At 71.2% G+C, this 20,417-nt stretch carries 18 protein-coding genes and 2 pseudogenes; 5 read left to right on the forward strand and 15 right to left on the reverse strand.

Going from position 1 to position 20,417, the window contains the following annotated elements; translation table 11 throughout:
• The 11 genes and pseudogenes from cysD to ACWD3C_RS02555 form a co-directional block, all read right to left on the reverse strand.
• Nucleotides 1-509 (reverse strand): sulfate adenylyltransferase subunit CysD (gene cysD / locus ACWD3C_RS02505; protein ID WP_451139235.1); only part of this gene is annotated, 509 nt, incomplete at its 3' end.
• Entirely contained in the window at nucleotides 506-1,102 is a 597-nt protein-coding gene (gene cysC, locus ACWD3C_RS02510) for an adenylyl-sulfate kinase (protein WP_451139237.1), read from the reverse strand. The genes cysD and cysC, both read right to left, overlap by 4 nt.
• Nucleotides 1,099-1,809, reverse strand: coding sequence for a phosphoadenylyl-sulfate reductase (locus ACWD3C_RS02515; RefSeq protein ID WP_451139239.1), 711 nt, complete (start codon nucleotides 1,807-1,809; stop codon nucleotides 1,099-1,101). The genes cysC and ACWD3C_RS02515 overlap by 4 nt, the downstream gene beginning before the upstream one ends.
• A complete protein-coding gene (locus ACWD3C_RS02520; protein WP_451139241.1) occupies nucleotides 1,806-1,985 on the reverse strand; it encodes a hypothetical protein in 180 nt (59 codons plus the stop codon). The genes ACWD3C_RS02515 and ACWD3C_RS02520 overlap by 4 nt, the downstream gene beginning before the upstream one ends.
• Nucleotides 1,982-3,673 carry a nitrite/sulfite reductase gene (locus ACWD3C_RS02525; protein ID WP_451139243.1) on the reverse strand — a complete coding sequence of 564 codons (1,692 nt, stop codon included), beginning with the start codon at nucleotides 3,671-3,673 and terminating at the stop codon, nucleotides 1,982-1,984. Before ACWD3C_RS02525 ends, ACWD3C_RS02520 begins: the two co-directional genes overlap by 4 nt.
• Nucleotides 3,674-3,800: 127 nt before the next feature.
• Nucleotides 3,801-3,884, reverse strand: coding sequence for a putative leader peptide (locus tag ACWD3C_RS02530; RefSeq protein WP_309486338.1), 84 nt, complete (start codon nucleotides 3,882-3,884; stop codon nucleotides 3,801-3,803).
• Between the two features lie 116 nt (nucleotides 3,885-4,000).
• Nucleotides 4,001-4,564, reverse strand: a complete 564-nt coding sequence (locus ACWD3C_RS02535) for a GNAT family N-acetyltransferase (protein ID WP_451139245.1) — start codon at nucleotides 4,562-4,564, stop codon at nucleotides 4,001-4,003.
• A 94-nt stretch (nucleotides 4,565-4,658) separates the two neighbouring features.
• Nucleotides 4,659-6,044, reverse strand: coding sequence for a hypothetical protein (locus ACWD3C_RS02540; RefSeq protein ID WP_451139247.1), 1,386 nt, complete (start codon nucleotides 6,042-6,044; stop codon nucleotides 4,659-4,661).
• Nucleotides 6,045-6,258: 214 nt separating this feature from the next.
• Nucleotides 6,259-7,581 carry a GAF domain-containing protein gene (locus tag ACWD3C_RS02545; protein ID WP_451139606.1) on the reverse strand — a complete coding sequence of 441 codons (1,323 nt, stop codon included), beginning with the start codon at nucleotides 7,579-7,581 and terminating at the stop codon, nucleotides 6,259-6,261.
• Nucleotides 7,582-7,916: 335 nt separating this feature from the next.
• Entirely contained in the window at nucleotides 7,917-9,560 is a 1,644-nt protein-coding gene (locus tag ACWD3C_RS02550) for an acyl-CoA dehydrogenase family protein (RefSeq protein WP_451139249.1), read from the reverse strand.
• Nucleotides 9,536-10,361, reverse strand: a pseudogene (locus tag ACWD3C_RS02555) (pyridoxal-phosphate dependent enzyme); the annotation flags it as partial. The gene ACWD3C_RS02550 and the pseudogene ACWD3C_RS02555, both read right to left, overlap by 25 nt.
• Before the next feature lie 80 nt (nucleotides 10,362-10,441).
• Between ACWD3C_RS02555 and ACWD3C_RS02560 the strand changes: the two are divergent.
• Both ACWD3C_RS02560 and ACWD3C_RS02565 read left to right on the forward strand, forming a co-directional pair.
• Nucleotides 10,442-11,581 (forward strand): YihY/virulence factor BrkB family protein, encoded by a 1,140-nt coding sequence (locus tag ACWD3C_RS02560; RefSeq protein ID WP_451139251.1) that lies wholly within the window; start codon nucleotides 10,442-10,444, stop codon nucleotides 11,579-11,581.
• Between the two features lie 282 nt (nucleotides 11,582-11,863).
• Entirely contained in the window at nucleotides 11,864-12,556 is a 693-nt protein-coding gene (locus ACWD3C_RS02565; protein ID WP_451139253.1) for a helix-turn-helix domain-containing protein, read from the forward strand.
• On the opposite strand, the gene ACWD3C_RS02570 is transcribed toward ACWD3C_RS02565, so the two are convergent.
• Nucleotides 12,539-12,952, reverse strand: a complete 414-nt coding sequence (locus ACWD3C_RS02570; protein ID WP_451139255.1) for a VOC family protein — start codon at nucleotides 12,950-12,952, stop codon at nucleotides 12,539-12,541. The two genes, ACWD3C_RS02565 and ACWD3C_RS02570, sit on opposite strands and share 18 nt — an antisense overlap.
• A gap of 136 nt (nucleotides 12,953-13,088) precedes the next feature.
• Here ACWD3C_RS02570 and ACWD3C_RS02575 point away from each other — a divergent pair, with 136 nt between their 5' ends.
• Both ACWD3C_RS02575 and ACWD3C_RS02580 read left to right on the forward strand, forming a co-directional pair.
• On the forward strand, nucleotides 13,089-13,727 hold the full coding sequence (locus ACWD3C_RS02575) for a hypothetical protein (protein ID WP_451139257.1): 639 nt from the start codon (nucleotides 13,089-13,091) through the stop codon (nucleotides 13,725-13,727).
• 77 nt (nucleotides 13,728-13,804) lie between these two features.
• A complete protein-coding gene (locus ACWD3C_RS02580) occupies nucleotides 13,805-14,455 on the forward strand; it encodes a ThuA domain-containing protein (RefSeq protein WP_451139259.1) in 651 nt (216 codons plus the stop codon).
• A gap of 35 nt (nucleotides 14,456-14,490) precedes the next feature.
• Here the strand turns inward: ACWD3C_RS02580 and ACWD3C_RS02585 are convergent, their stop codons facing one another.
• From ACWD3C_RS02585 to ACWD3C_RS02595, 3 genes are all read right to left on the reverse strand, one after another.
• A complete protein-coding gene (locus tag ACWD3C_RS02585; protein ID WP_451139260.1) occupies nucleotides 14,491-16,362 on the reverse strand; it encodes a sulfatase in 1,872 nt (623 codons plus the stop codon).
• Between the two features lie 231 nt (nucleotides 16,363-16,593).
• Complete coding sequence (locus tag ACWD3C_RS02590; RefSeq protein ID WP_451139262.1) at nucleotides 16,594-17,613, reverse strand: DUF5954 family protein; 1,020 nt, start codon at nucleotides 17,611-17,613, stop codon at nucleotides 16,594-16,596.
• Complete coding sequence (locus ACWD3C_RS02595; RefSeq protein ID WP_451139264.1) at nucleotides 17,606-19,939, reverse strand: zinc ribbon domain-containing protein; 2,334 nt, start codon at nucleotides 19,937-19,939, stop codon at nucleotides 17,606-17,608. Before ACWD3C_RS02595 ends, ACWD3C_RS02590 begins: the two co-directional genes overlap by 8 nt.
• A 99-nt stretch (nucleotides 19,940-20,038) precedes the next feature.
• On the opposite strand from ACWD3C_RS02595, the pseudogene ACWD3C_RS02600 reads away from it, so the two are divergent.
• Nucleotides 20,039-20,224 (forward strand): annotated as a pseudogene (locus ACWD3C_RS02600) (WD40 repeat domain-containing protein); the annotation flags it as partial.
• Between the last annotated feature and the right edge of the window lie 193 nt (nucleotides 20,225-20,417).

Genomic DNA, 20,417 nt, shown 5'->3' on the forward strand with positions numbered 1-20,417 from the left:
CGGGGGTCCCACTGGGAGAACTCGTCGCGCAGGGAGAACACGCGTTCTTTGGCGCGGGCCTTCTCCTCGTCGCGGCGGCCGCCGCCGAAGACGGCGTCGAACCGTTCGGTCTGGATCTTCTCGGTGAGCGGGACGGTCTGCAGGGGGTTGCGGGTGCCGTCGGGGCGTTCGCGGAGTTTGCCGGCGTCGATGTACTCCTGTACGGAGGCGACGTGCAGGCGCAGGCCGTGGGCGGCGACGGTGCGGTCGCGGTAGTCGATGACCTCGGGGAAGTTGTGCCCGGTGTCGACGTGCAGCAGGGAGAAGGGGACCTGCGCGGGGGCGAAGGCCTTCAGTGCCAGGTGCAGCATGACGATGGAGTCCTTGCCGCCGGAGAAGAGAATCACCGGCCGCTCGAACTCGCCCGCCACCTCACGGAAGATGTGCACCGCCTCGGACTCCAGAGCGTCCAGGTGGCTCAGGGCGTACGGGCTTTCGGTCCCCGGTGTGACCGTGGCGACGGTCGTCATGCCAGACCCCTTTCGACGAGCAGTTTGTGGACGAGGGTCGCCGACTCCTGCACCGTCTGGTCCTGCGACTCGATGCGCAGATCGGGCGACTCGGGCGCCTCGTAGGGGTCGTCGACACCGGTGAGTCCCGATATCTCGCCCGCGGCCTGCTTGGCGTACAGACCCTTCACATCGCGCACGGAGCACACCTCGACCGGAGTGGCCACGTGCACCTCCACGTACGCGGCGCCGCTCGCCTCGTGCCGCTTGCGAACGGCTTCGCGACTGTCGGCGTACGGCGCGATCACCGGCACCAGCGCCTTGATGCCGTTACGGGCGAGCATGTCGGCGAGGAAGCCGATGCGCTGCACGTTGGTGTGGCGGTCCTCACGACTGAAGCCGAGGTCGGCCGTGAGGAACTCGCGGATCTCATCGCCGTCGAGCACCTCGACGAAGTGGCCCTCTTCACGGAGCCGGCCGGCCAGCTCGTACGCGATGGTGGTCTTGCCGGCGCTCGGCAGACCCGTGAGCCAGACGGTGGCTCCGGTCGTCACGTGTTTCTCCCGGGAGTTCTCAGGGGTGTCATCGGTCTGGGGGTTGTCGGTCGTCGTCATTCGTGCAGTCCGCACTCGGTCTTGGCGCGGCCGGCCCAGCGGCCGGCGCGCGCGTCCTCGCCCTTGAGGACCCGACGGGTGCAGGGAGCACATCCTACGGATGTGTATCCGTCCATCAGCAGGGGGTTGGTCAGTACCCCGTGCTCGGCGACGTAGGCGTCCACGTCGTCCTGTGTCCAGCGCGCGATCGGGGAGATCTTGACCTTCTGCCGCTTCTCGTCCCAGGCGACGACCGGGGTGTTCGCCCTGGTCAGGGACTCGTCGCGGCGCAGGCCGGTCGCCCACGCGTCGAACCGGGTCAGGCCCTCCTCCAGCGGCTTGACCTTGCGCAGATAGCAGCACAGGTCCGGGTTGCGCTCGTACAGCCTCGGGCCGTACTCGGCGTCCTGCTCGGCCACGGTCTGGCGCGGGGTGATCGTGAGGACGTTCACGTCCATCACCGCCTCCACCGCGTCGCGCGTACCGATCGTCTCCGGGAAGTGGTAGCCGGTGTCCAGGAACACGACATCGACGCCGGGCATCGCACGCGAGGCGAGATGCGCGACCACCGCGTCCTCCATGGAGGAGGTCACACAGAAACGCCGGCCGAACGTCTTCGCCGCCCACTGGAGGATCTCCAGGGCCGACGCGTCCTCAAGGTCGCGCCCCGCCTGTTCGGCGAGGCTCCTGAGATCCTCGACGGCGGCTTCTTCCTGTATCGCTGTCATGCTTCGTCGCCCCCCTGACGACTGTGCTGCATACCCCGGGCCAGCAGCCCGAGGAACTTCAGCTGGAAGGCCCGGTTGCACGCCGCGCACTCCCACGCGCCGTGGCCCTGCTCACTCGGACGCAAGTCCTCGTCACCGCAGTACGGGCAGTAGAAGGGGGCCGCGCGCTCGCTCATGACAGCGACTCCTCGGACGCACGACTCGCCCACGTGGCGAACCTCTCACCGTCCTCGCGCTCCTCCTGGAACCGCGTCAGCACCCGCTCGACGTAGTCGGGCAGCTCCTCGGACGTGACCTTCAGGCCGCGCACCTTGCGGCCGAAGCCGGCCTCCAGGCCGAGCGCACCGCCCAGGTGCACCTGGAAGCCCTCGACCTGCTCGCCCTGCTCGTTGAGGACGAGCTGTCCCTTGAGACCGATGTCCGCCACCTGGATACGGGCGCAGGCGTTCGGACAGCCGTTGATGTTGATGGTGATCGGCTCGTCGAACTCCGGGATACGGCGCTCCAGCTCGTCGATCAGCGAGGCACCGCGGGCCTTGGTCTCGACGATGGCCAGCTTGCAGTACTCGATCCCGGTGCAGGCCATGGTGCCGCGCCGGAACGGGGAGGGCTTCACCGTGAGGTCCAGCGCCTGAAGACCCTCGACCAGCGAGTCGACCTGTGCCTCGTCGACGTCGAGCACGATCATCTTCTGCTCGGCGGTGGTCCGCACCCGGCCCGAGCCATGCGCCTCGGCCAGCTCGGCGATCTTGGTGAGGGTCGTGCCGTCCACGCGGCCCACGCGCGGCGCGAACCCGACGTAGAAGCGGCCGTCCTTCTGCCGGTGTACACCGACGTGGTCGCGCCAGCGCTCGACGGGCTGGGCGGGCGCCGGGCCGTCGGTCAGCTTCCGCTTGAGGTACTCGTCCTGAAGCACCTGGCGGAACTTCTCGGCACCCCAGTCGGCGACCAGGAACTTCAGGCGGGCGCGGGTGCGCAGCCGCCGGTAGCCGTAGTCACGGAAGATCGAGATGACGCCCTCGTACGCGTCCGGCACCTCGTCCAGCGGCACCCAGGCGCCGAGGCGGACGCCGATCTTCGGGTTGGTGGAGAGCCCGCCCCCGACCCACAGATCGAAGCCGGGGCCGTGCTCGGGGTGGTTCACGCCGACGAAGGCGATGTCGTTGATCTCGTGCGCCACGTCGAGGAGCGGCGAGCCGGAGATCGCGGACTTGAACTTGCGGGGCAGGTTCGAGAATTCCTTGTTGCCGACGATCCGGCGGTGGATCTCGTCGATCGCGGGCGTCCCGTCGATGATCTCGTCCTCGGCGATCCCGGCGACGGGCGAGCCGAGGATGACGCGCGGGGTGTCACCGCAGGCCTCGGTCGTGGACAGCCCCACGGCCTCCAGCCGGTCCCAGATCTCGGGCACGTCCTCGATGCGGATCCAGTGGTACTGGACGTTCTGCCGGTCGGTGAGGTCCGCGGTGCCGCGCGCGAACTCCTGCGAGATCTCACCGATGACCCGCAGCTGCCGGGTGGTGAGCCGGCCGCCGTCGATGCGGACGCGCAGCATGAAGTACTTGTCGTCCAGCTCCTCCGGCTCCAGGATCGCGGTCTTGCCGCCGTCGATCCCGGGCTTGCGCTGGGTGTACAGCCCCCACCAGCGCATACGGCCACGGAGGTCGTTGGGGTCGATGGCGTCGAAGCCCCGTTTTGAGTAAATCGTCTCAATGCGTGTCCGCACATTGAGACCGTCGTCATCCTTCTTGAACTGCTCGTTGCCGTTGAGCGGGGTGAAGTGACCAACGGCCCACTGACCCTCGCCACGGTGACGGCTCACCTTGCGGCGGGGCGTGGCAGGGTTCTGGGGGGTGGCGGCCATGATTTCTACGTCCTTCGGGACAGGCGGGAAAAACGACTCTGACCTGCGTGTGCCGGGCACGGGGCATGCGTGCGCATCGTCGCGCAGGGGGAGCGAGAAAGAAGAAGAACCGGCGGTGCTGTGCTGCTCAGCTCGCCGGACAGATGGCGCTGGACATGCGGCCGAGGTCGACGTGCCGCCGACTCACCAAGGCAATTCCAGTTCCAGACATGACGGAAGCGTGTCACGGCTCTTTCGATCGAGTCCACCGTGATCCGTATATTGGACAGGGTTGTCTCGAATGGCGGGACAGTGTGATGTGCGTCATGGCTGGTGGGGGCGGGTGCCTCAGGCCCCTGGCCAGGGGCCCGTTGCCGTGGTCTGCGCTTCCTCCTCGACCTTGGTGTCGAAGAGCGTGAACCCCCGGCGCCGGTAGTTCGCCATCGCGTGCTCGCCGTCCTTGCTGCATGTGTGCAGCCACACCCGCTTGGTCGGCGCCAGCCCCGGCCACCGCTCGGCCAGGTCCCACGCCCGGGCGGCCCCGTACGACAGCAGGTGCCCGCCGATGCGGCGCCCCCGGAACGCCGGTATCAGCCCGAAGTAGACGATCTCCACGACCCCGCCGTCCTGCGGCTCCAGCTCGACGTACCCCGCGGGCGTCCCCCGGTCGTACGCCACCCACGTCTCCACGCCCGGCCGCCCCAGGTGCTCCTGCCACCGGGCGTACGTCCACGAGAGCCGGTCCACCCAGTGGATGTCGCCGCCGACGGAGGCGTACAGGAAACGGCTGAACTCGGGGGAGGGGACCTCGGCGCGGGCGACCCGGACGTCGCCGTCGGGCGCGGTGGCCGGGAGGAGGTCGGCGGGGGAGGTCTGCTCCAGCGACCAGGTGGTGACCGTGATGTTGCTCATGGGGCCAGGGAATCACGAGGTCCGGCCCGCCTCCAAGGGCGGGCCGGAGCCTCGCGTACGGCTGCCTCCGGTACGGCTCTCCGAGCTGGTACGGCTATCCGAGCGCGCTGCCGACGGACTCGAACCGCACGGCGTACAGCACGCGCGCGGGGTCCGTGTCCGATTCCGCGTCCAGCTCCGACGGCCCGGTGAGGGTCCACAGCTCGCCGGTCTCCGGCCAGTAGGACAGGGACCGGGTGTGCCGTCCCCAGCAGGCCCTGTACTGGTCGGCGGTGCAGGTCGCCGCCTTGGCGCCGCTGTCGTCCTGCCGCCACAGGGTGCCGTGCCTGTCCCGGTCGTCGGGAGCCCGGTCGACGTACCAGTCGTCCCCGTGCGAGAGCACGCCCCGCAGGGCGGTGGCCTCGGTCTCGTAGGCCTCGTCGGCGTCCACGTTGTTGCCGGGGTCGGAGGCGAGGAGTCCGGTGCGGTCGGGGGAGGTGCTGAGGTCGTAGCGCCAGAGGCGGGCCCGGTCGCCGCCGTCGGAGCCGGACGCCTCACCCGCCACCAGGCTGTGCGGGGTCGAGGTGCGGTCCAGGGAGAGGGAACCGAGGCAGGGAACGGCGTCCGTACGGCCGGGAGCACAGGCGCCGCCGGTCAGGCGGTACGAGCCGATCGCCGGGAGTACGTACTCGTGCCCGTAGGCCGACCAGCCGTCCCCGACCTTGCCGATCGCGTCGCTGTTCACATCCGTACGCAGGACGCGGTTCATGTCGAAGACGTACAGGGCGTCGTCGTTGTCCGTGGTGGCCGCGGCGCTGCGTGCGGTGACGATCAGCTTGTCCTGGTACCAGACCATGCCGCTCAGGCGGGAGCGCACGGCCGCGAAGTCCGTACCGTCGTCGGCCGGGATGACGAGCAGCACCCAGCGGTAGGCGAGGCGCTTCGGGTCGTCCGCGTCGATGAAGGCGATCCGGGCGAGGCCGTTGTCGGGCGCCGGTTCGGCGGCCCGGCTGTCGGTGTGGGTCCAGCCGGAGAGGATGACCCGGTCGTCGGCCCACTTGCCGTCGTTGTCCGCGTCGCCGGAGGTGGTGACGGACCGGGGGAGCCATGCCTCGGTCGCCGCGTCCTTGGTGTCCCAGCAGTACGCGCGCGTGGCGGACGGCTCGACGGGCAGGGCGCCCTCCTCGGCGTCGGAACAGTCGCCCTGGGTCCGCATGGTGCGGTCGGCACTCCGCAGCACGTCCCGCACGTCGGTGGTTCCGCCCATGCCCGTCGCCAGGGCGTCCAGGGTGGCCTCGTCGGTCAGGGTCTCGTGCAGCCGGAGTTCGGCGAGTTCCGCGGCGGAGGTGAGCGGGTTCAGGGCGCCCGGGTTGTTGGCGTTCGTCGCCTGAGAGGTGCTGATCAGCGTGGCCGCCGCGGTGAGCGCCAGCGCGGTTCCTGCCAGAGTGGCGCGCAGCGCACGCCCTCGCCTGCGTCGACGGTGTCTGCCGCGGTGCTGCATACAACCTCCCGTGTCGGCCAACTGCCTCTCATGGTCCGGACGTTGATGGAGGAGCAGGTGGGGTGGCCTGGGGGTGATGCTACGGCAGTGGGGCGGGGCCTGGTTGAAGTCCTGGGAATTGGGGGTGATCCGTGCGGATTGGCCATGATTCTGTTCACTCGGCGGGGAGTCTTTGACGCGGCCTCACACTCCCGGCACTCCCGAGGGGAACAGCCTACGAGGGCTCGGTGTGCCCGGGTGTCGGCTCCTGCCAGGGCAGCCCGCCCAGGGACACCCCCCGCGCCCGCATCACCCCGGGCGCCATCGAGTGCGGCAGCAGCTCCAACGGGTCTTCGGGCAGCAGGACTTCGACCTCCGCGTGCTCGGCGAAGCGGTACGGGCGGTGTTCCAGCAGGGCTCCGAGGTACCGCCGTACGCGGGACATCTCGGCGCGGACAGTGACCGTGCGGGCCGGGTCGCCGAACATGTCGTCGGCTAGGGCGGCGGCGCTGCGGCCGGTGCGGTGGTGGAGGGCGAGGAGGTAGAGCAACTCTGCGTGACGGGGGCTGAGTTCATGGGTCCAGGAGCCGGTGTCGCAGGTGGCGCTCAGGGTCCAGCGGCGGGGGTACGTCAGGTCGAGGACGACGCGGGTGGCGTCGCGGGGGGCCGACGGTTCCTCGGCGGGGCGTATCAGCCAGCCGCCGGGGAGGGGTTCGACCGAGCACGGGCCCAGAGTGGGCAGCAGGCTCCGGCCGGGGGTCATAGACCTCGGGAGGGGCAGGCGGTTGGTGTACGGCATTCCGGTCACCGCGGCCGTCCAGCCGTCCCGGTCCACGGCCACCGCTCGGCCGCCGAGCCGGGCGAGCATGGGGGCCGCCACCGCGCGCAGCCGTTCCAGCGAGGTCAGGTGGAGGTCGCGCAGGCGGGCCTCGGCGAGTTTGGCGACCGAGTCGACGAGGGCGAGCGTGGCGGGGTGCAGCGTCTCCAGGGGGCCGCTGATGTCGACCGAGCCGAGCAGACGGCCGTCGCGCGGGTCGGTGACGGGGGCGCCGGCGCAGGTCCAGGAGTGCAGCGCGCGGACGAAGTGCTCGGCGGAGTAGACCTGCACGGGGCGGCGGGCCACCAGCGAGGTGCCGACCCCGTTGGTGCCGACCGTCTCCTCCCGGCAGTCCGTGCCGACCCCGATGCCCTGCCCGTCGGCCCGGCGCAGCACGGACGGGCTGCCCTCGCGCCACAGCACCCGCGCGTCCGCGTCCGCGATCACCATGATGTGCTGCGCGGTGTCCGCGAGCGACAGCAACCCCTCTCTCAGGATCGGCAGGACATGCCTGAGCGGCGACATCCGGCGCCGCCGTTCGACCTCCTCGTGGCTGAGCAGGTCCACCCGGAAGTCGTGGTCGGGGTCGACCCCGCCACGGACCGTACGGCTCCAGGACTCCTCGATCACGGGGCGCGGCGCGATCCTCGGGCGCTGTCCGGAGAGCCGGGCGTCGCGCACTTCGCTGAGCGTCCGAGCCGCCTGCGCGGCATCCCGTGCCGCCAGCCGTGCGACGTCCATCGGCGAGTGCGCCACTCGTTCCTCCCGGCAGGCCTGCGTCCCCCAGCCCTTCCGGCCACGGAAGTCCGGACCCGTATCGACTGCGGGTCTCATAGTGTGCCGCTCTTCGGCCACGGACGGACGCACTCCGGCCACAGAGTGGAGTTGGGTTGCAACCCCTTGCAACCCTGGCGAACAGCCGTACGGCGATTGAAACTTGGTCAACGCCGCCCAGCGCGGCGGTCACACGCTCCAGCCAAGGGGCCAGTGAGCGGGGGTGGTGCCGTGTCGGCGCAGCACCACCCCCGTGCCGTACCACCGCGCGGAACCCCCGCCTCAGTACGGCCTGAAAACAGTCAGCTCACCGGCCGCGCCCGCTCCACCACCGACGCCAGGTCGAGGCTGTGCGGCAGGGTGCCGAAGGCCGTGCCCCAGTCGCCGCCGAGCCGGGAGGCGCAGAACGCGTCGGCGACCGCCGGGGGCGCGTACTGGACCAGAAGCGCCCCCTGGAGCACCAATGCGATGCGCTCCACCAGCCGGCGGGCCCGGGCCTCGACGCCCTCCAGATCGGCGAGTTCGGTCAGCAGGTTCTTGATCGCGCCGTCCAGGCGGTGATCGGCGCCGCGAGCCCGGCCCACCTCCTTCAGATACGCGTCGAGCGCCCGCGGTTCACGCTGGAGCGCGCGCAGGACGTCGAGGGCCTGCACGTTCCCGGCGCCCTCCCAGATCGAGTTCAGCGGCGACTCGCGCAGCAGCCGGGGCATGCCCGACTCCTCGACGTACCCGTTGCCGCCCAGGCACTCCGAGGCCTCGACCGCCACCGGCGTGCACCGTTTGGTCACCCAGTACTTCGCGGCCGGCACCGCCAGCCGCAGAAACGCGCGCTCCTCTTCGGACCCCTCGGCCGTGGAGTCGTACGCCGCCGCCAGCCGCATCGCCAGCGTCGTCGCCGCCTCCGACTCCAGCGCCAGATCGGCCAGTACGTTGCGCATCAACGGCTTGTCGATCAGCCGGCCGCCGAACGCCTCCCGGTAGGTGCAGTGGTGCACCGCCTGCGCCACCGCCTGCCGCATCAGCGAGGCCGAGCCCAGCGCACAGTCCAGCCGCGTGGCCGCCACCATCTCGATGATCGTGCGCACCCCCCGGCCCTCCTCGCCGACCCGGCGCGCCCACGTCCCGTCGAACTCGACCTCGCTGGAGGCGTTGGACCGGTTGCCCAGCTTGTCCTTGAGCCGCTGGATACGGAACACGTTCCGGGTGCCGTCCGCCAGGACCCGCGGCACGAGGAAGCACGTCAGCCCGCCCGGAGCCTGCGCCAGCACCAGGAAACCGTCCGACATCGGCGCCGAACAGAACCACTTGTGGCCCGTCAGCTCGTACGTCCCCTCCTCGGCGAGCGGTCGCGCGGACGTCGTATTGGCCCGTACGTCACTGCCGCCCTGCTTCTCCGTCATCCCCATCCCGAAGATCACGCCGGCCTTCCGGTCGGCGGGGCGCAGATCCCGGTCATAGATCATGGACGTCAGCCGCGGCTCCCACTCGGCGGCCAGCTCCGGGTCCGTACGCAGCGCGGGCACCGCCGCGTGGGTCATCGACAGCGGGCAGCCGTTGCCCGCCTCGGCCTGCGTCCAGATCACGAACCCGGCCGCGCGCCGGACATGACCGCCGGGGCGCGCCCAGGCGGCCGTCAGCCCGGCCGAGACGCCCTTGCCGAGCAGCCGGTGCCAGGCCGGGTGGAACTCGACCTCGTCGATCCGGTTGCCGTAACGGTCGTGGGTGCGCAGCTTCGGCGGGTTCTCGTTGGCCAGCACACCCCACTCCTGGACCTGCGCGGAGCCCGCCGTGCGGCCCAGCGCCGACAGCTCCTCGCGTGCCTCGTCGAGGAGGCCGGGGGCGAGATGCCGCTCGACCGCCTCGGCGAGGGCCCGGTCGGCGCTGAAGACGTCATAGCCGACGAGCGGCGGGGCCTGGTTGGTCACTTCGTGGGTACTGGCAGCCATGCCGGGAACCTACCCTTCGGTACGGTGGCGCTCACCAGTATCCGGCGGGTGGGTGTCCGGATTCCGGGGCCGATCGGCCCCGGAATCCGGTTCGGGCCGGTCCCGGCGCACATCGGCTGCGGATCAGGGGGGCAGGCCGATCTCGGAATCGCCGTCAGCTTCTTCTCCTTCTTCTCCGGCCGGAGCACCTCCTCCCCGTACTGCTCGCGCACCCACCCCGCCCGGTACACGGTGTCCAGGTACCGTTCGCCGTCAGGTCGGGCGCGATCGCCACCGCGGTCAGGTCCCCGTTGCCCTGCCGCGACAGCCAGTCCGTCGCGCCGCTGACCACCGTGCCCGTGGAGCCGCCGCACAGGAAGCGGCGCCGGGCGAGCCGATGTCAGGCCCGTATCAGGCCCGTATGGTGCCCGCCTCCGCCACCCGCACGACGTCGTCCACGTAACGCTCGTCCAGCATCGGCGGCCGGACGCTGGTGCCCAGGCCCGGGATCATGCGGCGGTCCGCCACCCCGCCGAAGGCCACCGAGCCCTCGCTGTCCACCGCCACGATCCCGGCGCCGCCGCTCCCAGAACCAGCGCGCGCAGCCCATCAGCGTCCCGGAGATGCCGACCCCCACGAACAGTACGTCCAGGCGCGGGAACCGCCGGGCGATCGCCGGAGCCGTGGTGCGGTAGTGCGCCCGCCAGTTGGCCGGATCGGTGTACTGGTCGAGCCACATCCCGCTCGTCAGACGCGCACAGCGCGCACATACGCGATCCGCGTCCCGAGAAAGCCGCCGGCCGTGTCCGGCTCGGTGATGATCCCGTGGCCGGCGCCCGGCCCGCACCGGCTCCCGGCACCGGAAGGTGAGGACACCCTGCCGTGGCGGCTACCGTAAGGGCGTGCAGCCAGCAAGTACTTCTCCCGAGAACCCCTCCGGCCGTCTCCACCGGGCACGCGCCCTCTACCGGAATGTCTCCAAGCGCAGGACCGCCTGGCTGCTGCTCAAGGACACCGTCAACTCGTGCATCGAGTACCGCATCCTGGGGCTGGCGGCGGAGGCGGCCTTCTTCACGCTGCTCTCCGTGCCGCCGCTGCTGCTCAGCATGATCGGGCTGCTCGGCTACGTCGACGACTGGACCGGCGCGAACACCATCGCCAGCCTGCAGAACAACATTCTGGAGGCGTCCCGGACGGTCCTGTCCGACAAGGGCGTCACACAGATCGCGCAGCCGATCCTCGACGACGTGACGAAGGGCGGCCGGCCAGACGTCATCTCCATAGGCTTCCTGTTCGCCGTCTGGTCGGGCTCCCGCGCGGTCAACGTCTTCATCGACACGATCACCGTGATGTACGGCCTCGACGGTGTCCGCGGGATCGTCAAGACCCGGCTGATGGCCTTCCTGCTCTGCATCGTGGCCCTGCTGATCGGCTCGGTCGCCCTGCCGCTGATGGTCGCCGGCCCGGACGCCGTGGTGGGGATCGTGCCCTGGTCGACGACCGTGGTCCAGGTCCTGTACTGGCCCGTGGTGATCGTCCTGTCCATCGTGTTCCTGACGACGCTGTACCACGTGTCGGTGCCGGTCCGCTCTCCGTGGGTCGAGGACGTCCCCGGCGCCCTGGTCGCCCTCGGCATGTGGGTCCTCGGCAGCTTCCTGCTCCGCATCTACCTCACCAACACGGTCGAGGGAGCCTCGATCTACGGCTCACTCGCGGCTGCCGTCGCCGTCCTCCTCTGGATCGGCGTGTCCGCCTTCGCGGTCCTGGTCGGCGCCGCCGTCAACGCCGCCATCGACCGCGTCTGGCCCGCCGCCGCCACGGCCGCCGCCCGCGCCGCCAACGAACGCCTCCGCGAGACCCAGGCCGCCGAGTACGTCGCCCGCGCCGCCGCCCGATCCACCGACCCCGACGACCCCGACATGCCCTCCGAGTTCCCGGAACGCTGGTCCCGCTTCCTTCCCCCGGAGGATGTGACGTCGAGACTGCTTCCACCGGCGAAGAGCGGAAACAAGCAAGGGGAGGGTGGGAAATCGGGGGAGTGAGGGCAGCGCCCTTCGAGGGCGTGCCCGTCAGGGCCGGCTGCCCCGTCGGCCGCCCCGCCGGGACCACGCCGGACTCACCGCACCTGCCGACGACACGAGCCGGCACCGGACCCGCCGGCCCTCACCGCCGACCGGCCGCGCGACACCGACGGCACTCTCGATGCCGTCGCCGCTGGGTCGGACACGGCGGCGGTGCGTTCGCCCTGGTCGGAGCCTTGAAGCGGGTGTACGGGGTCGGCCCGCAGGAGGACCGGGTGCGGGCGGCGGCGTAGTCTGGCGCATGTGTACGTGGAGAGGGCGTCGCGGCTGAAAGGTGCGGTCGTCTGGACGAACACCCCGTCCGGGAACGGGCCCGGCGTGGGGCGGGTTCTGCCCGACGGCTGTATGGACCTGCTCTGGCACGAGGGCAGGCTGATGGTCGCGGGCCCCGACACCCGGGCGCACGTCACCGAGGGCGCCCCCAGCGCCTGGGCGGGCGTCCGCTTCTACCCCGGCACCGCCCCCGCCCTCCTGGGCGTACCCGCGCACGAGCTGCGCGACCGGCGCGTCGACCTCGGCGACCTGTGGCCCGCCGCGGAGGTACGGCACCTCACCGCCCGCGTGAACGCGGCGGCCGACCCGGCGCTCGGACTCGAAGAGGTCGCGCTGCGCCGGGCCGCCGACGCCGAACCTCCCGACCCGCTGCTGCGCCAGGTCGTCGCGGCCCTGGACACGGGCCGCCCGGTCGCGGCGACCGCCGACGAACTCGGCCTCGGCGCCCGCCAGTTGCACCGCCGCTCGCTGGCCGCGTTCGGGTACGGCCCCAAGACGCTGGCCCGCGTGCTACGGCTCCAGCGGGCCCTCGGCCTCGCCCGCGGCGGCGTGCCCTTCGCGGAGACGGCGGCCCGGTCCGGGTTCGCGGACCAGGCCCATCTGGCGCGTGATGTAAGGGAGTTGGCGGGGGCACCCTTGGGGGAGCTACTCGGCGGCCGGTAGCGGCGCGAACAGATCCAGGCCGTTGCCGTCCGGATCGTTCACCGACGCGTACCGCTGCCCCCACACCGCGTCCCACGGCTTGAGCTCCCCGTGGTATCCGGCACTCACCAACTCCTCGTACACCTCGTCCACTTGGGCGGGACTCTCGCACAGCAGAGCCAGCCCGACCCGGCTGCCACCGCTCGGCGCCCGCCAGCCCGGGTGGAAGGAACGGACGGTCTCCTCGGTGTCCAGCATCAGCCGCAGCCCACCCGGCAACTGGGCCTCGGCGTGGGGCTCGTTCTCGGCGCCCTCGGGGAACGCGAACCCGAGCCGACGGTAGAAGGCGACCGAGGCGGCCATGTCGGATGCCACCAGACCGATCGCGTCGAATCGTGGAGTCGTTCGTGTAGTCATGGGGCCACCGTAGAAGGGGCATGTGCGACGGGTCTTGAAGGAATCGGACACGAAGATCCGGCGGGCCTGTCCACAGGGGTCCACGAAGCGGGACATGGGAGTCACCTGTGGAACGCCTGTGCGGCAAGATGTGCGCATGATCCGTGCGTTCCGCGTCCTGCCTCCGCTGTTGCTGCTGCCTGTGCTGCTCACCGCCTGCGGCACCGAGAAAGTGGTCGTCGGGAGCCGCGAGCCGCTGCCGTCCCCTCCCGGCCGGGCCGAACTCGACGCCCGGATAGCCGACTTGGGCGTCGCACCGGACCTCGTGTACGTCACCGAGCCCCCGGGATTCGCCCTCGCCCGCCAGTCGGTCGGCGTGTTCGGAGACGACAGCTTCTCCAGCGCGTACTGGTCCAAGGAGAGCGGCGCCCAGATCTACCTCTATGTGGACCGGGGCACGATGACGGCCGAGAGCTGCCCTCGGCAGAGCGTCGGGCCGGGCACGGGCGAGCGGGTCACGTGTGAGCGCGACGGCGACACCTGGTACCGCACGTCGGCCGGCCGGCACGAGTACGCCGTGGCGGAGGAGGACCACGTGGTCCGGATCAGCGGCGACACGGCCCTCGTCGCCCGTGACGTCCTGCGCGCCGCCGCCGCGTCCGCCCACCGCCCGACCGACTCCGAACTGGCCTACCTCCTCCCGCCGCCCTCCGGCGACGGCCCTCCGGTCGGACGCGGCGACCTGCCACCCGAGGGAGACGGTGCGCCCCGCAACGAGGTAGGGGCAGGGGGCTGAGCCCGGACGACCTCCGACCCGCAGCCCGAAAATTTCGGTCCTTGGGGGCGGACCCACCCCCGAAATAGGCTCAGCTCATGTCCGACCGCATCCTCGTGTACACCCGCACCACCGCCTACCGCCACGACTCCATCCCGGATGCCGTCGCCGCCGTACGCACCCTCGGTTTCGACGTCGACGCCACCGAGGACCCACAGACCTTCGAGGCACCCCTCGACCCGTACGCGGCGGTCGTCTTCCTCTCCACCAGCGGCGAGGTGCTCACCGACCCCGGCCGCGCCCGGCTCCGGGCGTACGTGGAGGGCGGCGGCGGATTCGCCGGGGTGCACGCGGCGGCCTGCACCGAGTACGAGTGGCCGTACTACGGCGAACTCCTCGGCGCCCGCTTCGCCCGCCACCCCCGGTACCAGCCGGGCAAGGCGCTCGTCGAGGACCACGACCACCCGGCCACCCACCACCTCCCGCCCGTCTGGGAGTTCACGGACGAGTGGTACGACTTCCGCGCCAGCCCCCGCGGTTCGGTGCGCGTCCTCGCCGCCGCCGACGAGTCCACGTACGAGGGCGGGGAGATGGGTGACGACCATCCCCTCGTCTGGTGCAAGGAGCAGGGCGCGGGCCGGGTCTTCTACACGGCTCTCGGACACGCGTCGGAGGCCTACGAGGACCCGGCCTTCCTCGCCCACCTGCGGGGCGGCATCGGCTGGGCGGCACGGCGCACGGGCACATAGGAAGTCCCCGAGCCGCTTAGGAGGTCCCGAGCCTCTCAGGGACTCCCCGAGCCGTACGCCGTCAGGAAGCGGTCGCGGAAGGTGTCCATGCGCCATTGAGGGGCGTCGGAGGCGGGCTTGAGGCCGTCGGTCCAGCCCCAGTCGGCGATCCGGTCCAGTACGTCGGGGTCCTGGGCGACGATCGAGACCGGTACGTCGAGGCCGGCGTTGCCGCCGGTGACGGTGCGGTTGGGCTGGTGGTCGCCGAGGAAGACCAGGACCGTGTCCTTGCCGCCGTACTTGACGACGTAGTCGACGAGGCTGGTCAGCGAGTACTGGACGGACTTGCGGTACTCGGTGCGGACGTCCTCGGGGTTCTGCCAGACGTCCTTGGGGTCCTTGCCCGCCTTCTGGATCGCGTCGTAGACCGAGCCGTCGCCGACCTCGTCCCAGCCGATCGTCTTCGGCAGGGGCGACCAGGGGTTGTGGCTGGAGGTGAGGATGATCTCCGCCATCAGCGGCTCGTCGCGCTCGCGGCCGTGCTCCAGCTTCTCGAACGCGGAAAGGGTGTACTGGTCCGGCATGGTCGACCAGCTGAACTTCGGGCCCTGGTAGCCGAGCTGGTCGGAGTCGTAGATGTGGTCCAGGCCGAAGAACTTCCCCTCCGGCCAGGCCTTCTGGGTGCCCGGCACGATGCCGACCGTCCGCCAGGCGCCGGTGCGGCGGAAGGCCTCGGTGAGGGTCAGGCGGTCGCCCGAGGTGAGGGTGAGGTAGCGCTGCTGGTTCTTGATCCACAGGCCCGACAGAAACGTCGAGTGGGCCAGCCAGCTGCCCGCGCCTTCCACGGGGGAGCGCAGCCAGCCGCTGCGGGACGAGAATCCGGCCTCCGTCAGCTCCTTGGTCTTCTGGGTGAGCGTCGCGTCCATCTCCTCGGCCATCGCCGGGTCGTCGATCGCGGAGCGGCCGTAGCTCTCGATGAACGTGATCAGCACGTCCTTGCCGCGCAGCCCGGTCAGCAGCTCGTCGGGCGGAGTGTCCGCGAACGCGTCCACGGCGGCCTGCTCGGCGAACGCCCGCCCGTCTGTCAGACCCGCCCGCACCGCCTTCACACGGTTCTGCACGAGGTCGGCCGAGTTGTGGGTGGCGAGCGGTATCCCGGAGACCTCCAGGGCCAGCATCGAGCACGTGATCCAGACCGTGCCGAGAACGAGGAGGGTGCGGCTCGCGGTGTGGCGGTGACCGACCATGAGGCGGGTCAGCCGGACGACCGACAGCGTCATGAGGACGAGCACGGCGACGGCGAGCGCGATCACGCCGATCGTGGCGGCGAGCGCCCCGCCCTCGCCGACCGTGTCCTTCATGAACGACTGGGCGTCGTCGAGCAGGATCCAGTCGAGCACCAGGTCGAAGGGGCGGCCCAGGTTCCAGTAGAACCCCATGTCGAGGAACTTCAGAATCGTCAGCAGACCGAGCACCACCCCCACGACCACCGCCGCCACCCGTCGCGGCCACCGCGGCAGCACCAGCAGCAGACACGCGGCGAGGATGCCCTCCGCCGGGATGCGGACGAACCTGGCGAAGGAGAAGCGGTCGATGTCGTTCGGGACGAGGAACGCGAAGAGTACGAAGAGGACGGCCAGGCCGGTGACCGTCCGGGTCAGCGTTCGGGCCGCGGTGGGGTGCTTGGTGCGCCAGGTGCGGGCGGGGGACTCGGGGGCGCTGTCGTCCGACTGGGCATCCTCCGGCGACCGGAGTTCCTCCGGGGAACTGGTGGCCGGGGAGTCGGTGTCGCGCGAGGCGCCGCCCTCCTCCCGAGTGTCCTCGTCCGGAGTGCCCTCCGGAGGGGCGGTCTCCTCCGGAGGGGCGGCGCCATCAGGCTCGGTGGCGTGGTCCGTTGCCTCAAGCTGCGGAGGGCGTATGTGCGACAACCCGGAGGTCCTTCCCAGTGGGGCCCATTGACGGTACGGCGGAGCAGGCGGGGCCGCCATTTCCTGTACGAGCCTGTGACACTCTCTGTTCACCCGCAACCCGCGAGTCTCAACAAGCGCGCCACCGCCGTGCCAGTCCGTTCTACCAGCCTCACCGACAACTCCGTACGCGTGCCCTCCGGTTGCTCACCGACGCGGGCACCGACGCCCGCGGAGCGCACCGGGTGCTGATCAGTCGTGGGTGATGGTGCCGTCCTCGTGCATCGTCGGATGGATCTTCGTAGGGCCGTAGTTGTCGATGTCCGAGGGGCGCGGAGTCTCCGGGCCGTCGGGGCCCATACGGAGCACGCGTTCGACGCGGCAGATCCGGAACAGGCGGTCCTCCACGCGGGCCTCGTCGGCGCGGCCGAGCGCCCGGAACTCCTCGGCCGCCTTGGCGTACACGGCCTTCTTGGCGTCGTCGAACTGGTAGAGCAGGGCCCAGATCTCGGCCAGCCCGTCGTAGAGCAGGCGCCGGGCGTCGTGCGGAGTGGCCGAGACGACGCCGGTCGGCTCCCAGCCTGCCCGGTCGCGCTCGACCACGCCGAAGCAGATGGGCAACAGCACAACGTCCGGGTGGGAGGCGACCGCCCGCTCCGATTCCGCGCGCATGGACGCGGGAAAACGAGAGCCCATGTACGCGAAGTCCCGCATTCCCAGCTTCGTGGCGCCCGCCATCAGGCCGAGCTCGCGCTCCGGGTCGAGGACGAAGTCCACATCCGGGGAGGGGGTGTTGCGGCCGCGCCGGTCCCACGAGGGGTCGACCGGTTCCGGGTCGGTGGGCCGGGGCGGCTCCAGACGGCCGTTGCTGTCGCTGTGCGCGAACTCGTCGCCGCGCACCACCCGGTAGCGCACCCCGCACGCCTCCACCTCGTTCACCATCTCCCGCTCCAGCACCGCCACGGCGGCGAGCAGCTCCCGCCGTACGGCCGGGTCGTCGGTGTCGTCCTTCGCCTTGAACCACAGATGGGAGTTCAGCCCGTCCCGGGCCATCTGCGGCATCCCGTCCGTCACCGGCTTCAGCAGCCGCCACTCCGGCCCCACCGCCGGATCCTGCACGGCGACCCCGAACACCGGCCCGCGCAGCGCGATATAGGGATACCGCCGGGACCTGTCCACCGCGTCGGTCTCCCGCACCCACTCGGCGGGGTCGTCGCGGCGGATCAACTCGGCATGGAGCGCATGGATGTGTTGCTGCCAGTCATCAGTCATGCACGCATTGTTGTGCGACGAGCGGGTGCATGGGGGCCAAATCGACACAACAAGTTGGGTTGTTGGATGAAGACGAGGATGACGCCCGCCAGGCATTGGCGGACGTCACCGATGTTGGCACTGGTCGGTACTTAGCGGTACCACGTTCGGAAGAGCCCGACATTGTCGTTGAGCGTCTCTGGAACTCTGTGTGTGCCTGAGGGTTTCGGGCTTTTCGGGCGCGGCGTGGCCGTGTGCGGTTGCCGTCGTGGGGTCCGAACCTCGGGGTGAGGGGGTGGACTTCGGTGGCGTGCGCGTGGTGGAAGCCGGTCCGCTCGGCGGCGCGGGTGCGCCGTCGACAGGTTCCGCGGGAGAGCCGCGCCCGGCCGTCCGGAGGAGGCTCCGGGCGGTGGGGGGCGGGTACTCCATGACCTGGCACCGGCCCGTGTGGGCCGGGTGTCTGGGTGTCATGCCCCGCCGGACGCTTGACCGCCCCGGTGGGGGTGGTGGCGGGGACCGTACGCACTTCGGGCGTACGGCGGGAAGTCTGCGGCCGGTGGGCCGGGGAGGGCCGGGCCGGTGTGGGGCGGGTCTTACCGGGGGTGGTCTTCGACCCGGGCGGGCGGGGTGGTGCGGCTGCCTGGCGGCGGGCGCGGCGCAGGCGGCGGGTGGTCTTCTTGGGGCGGCGCACGCTGTGGACGGTGCCCTCGACGGTGGTGCGGATGGTGCGGGTGTGGGTGGTGCGGTCGGTTGTGGTGTGGGTCTGGGCGAGCAGGCCGCGGGAGACGATGCGGCGGGCGGCGGCGTGGTCGCGGTCCATGGAGAGCCCGCAGCCGGTGCAGTGGGCCCAGGTCCAGCCGCGCTCGTCGAGCCGGTCCGGGGCGGGGTGATGGCCCAGCGGTCCGAGGCAGCCTGGGCATAGGGCGGAGATGTCCCTCGCGGGGACGGTGACCACCGCGATCCCCGCCTTCGCGGCCAGGTGCCGGACCACCTCGGCGAGGGTGCCGCGGACCTGCCCGGACAGGCGGGCGTTACCGCGCCTGCGGCCGCGCGCCTCCAGGGTGGCGAGGTCTTCCAGGTAGATGACGGTGGCGCCGAGCGCGGCGGTCTGGTCGACGGCCCAGCGGGCCGCCGCCCAGGCCAGTGCCTGGTTGAGGCGGCGGATGCGGGCGCACACCCGCTCGTGCTCGGTCTGGAGCACCGCGGCCTTGTCCAGGAGTTCACCCCAGGCCAGGTGGGGGGAGCCGAGCCCGTCCGCGAGGGCGCGGTAGTGGTCGCGTTTGGTGGCGAGGTGTTCGCGGTGGGCGCGCAGCCGGTGCAGTTTCGCACTGACCGTGGTGGCGTCGAAGACCAGGGGGCGGCCGTCGGTGACCACCCGCGCCGTCCCGTTCCGCCCGGTCAGGCGGCCGAGCGTGCCGGTGAGCAGGGTGTTGACGCCCCAGTCGAAACCGAGTGCCATCCGGTGCCCGGACGCTTGGGTGGCCGGGGCGGGGCGCGTGTGCGGCAGGTCCACGGCGATCCGGCCACCGGGGGTGGGGCGCAGGGTGGGGGTGTGCAGGACCGCGTCCGGGCCGACGGTGCCCGGCAGGCGCAGGTCGATCACATGCCAGGCCCAGTCCCGCCCCGAGCCGGGGGCCGGGCACAGCGGGAGTTTCACCCGCAGCCGGGCCGTGGCCTCGTCGATGCGCGCCAGGGTGACCTGCTGACGGTCCATCGCCGCCAGCAGCACCTGCGCCGCGACCTCGGGCGGGTCCTCCAGCTCGCACAACCCGGCGGGCAGCTTCCCGTGCTCGGCCAGATACCCGCGCACCTGCCGGGTTCGGTTGCGGATCTCCGCACTGCTGACCCCGGCGGGCAGGACGGCCCGCAGCGCGGCCCACTCCGCCCCGGTGCGCCGACGGGGATCGGCGGGCCAGGTGGCCAGGACCGCCGCCACCAGAGTGCGCCGGTGCACCGCCAGGCGCAGCATGCGTGCCGCGTACTCCTCGGCCGCCCGGCGCACCCGGTCCGAGACGTACACCCCCTCGGCCAGCGCGGCATCCCCCGCCCAGCCCAGGCGGCGCAGCGCCATCCAGCCCTTGGACGGCAGCTTCTCACCCCGCCCGTCGAGGCCGGCGGCCAGCACATCCAGCGAACCCTCGTCCCACCGGCAAGCCACTAGAGCCCGGGTCAGCTCCTGGCACAAGGAGGCCAGGAAGGACACCCGCTCCCGCAGCAGCCGCTGACCGACATGTTCGCCACTGCCCTCAGCCACACCACCGAAGGCGGTGCACGTCGCCGTCGCCACCAACCGGCCCACACCCACCACCCCCTGCCACGCCACCTCGAACAGCCCCGGACCGGGCACACCCCCGCACCCGATCGGCCTAACGACCGACCTCCGCACAAAGACACGCACCCGGGCGAACGCGCCCGATTCATGTAGGAAAACGCAGACTCGGTCGTCTTCCGGCCGGACAGGCGCGTCCTGGCCAGCGGCAGCGTCGACGGCGCGCTGCGGCTGTGGAGCTTGGGAGCATCCGACCGTTCTCGCCTGCTGAGTGCCGTTACCTGTCGTATCGGCAATGTCATCTCGGTGGCGTTCAGCCCCGACCGCCGTACCCTGGCCACCGGCGGCGAAGACTGGACCGCACTGCTATGGGACCCCGCCCCCCCACCGCGTCGCCTTCCGAATCTGCGACACCGCCTCCCCCACCATCACCCACACCGAGTGGCGCCAACTCTTCCCCAAGCACAAGTACCTGCCGCCCTGCTCAGGCTGAGGACTTGGGCAGCTCCAGGAAGGCGGTCCAGGTGTCGGAGCTGGCGGACAAGTGGGGCGTGGG

The sequence above is a fragment of the Streptomyces sp. NPDC002845 genome, assembly GCF_053591955.1.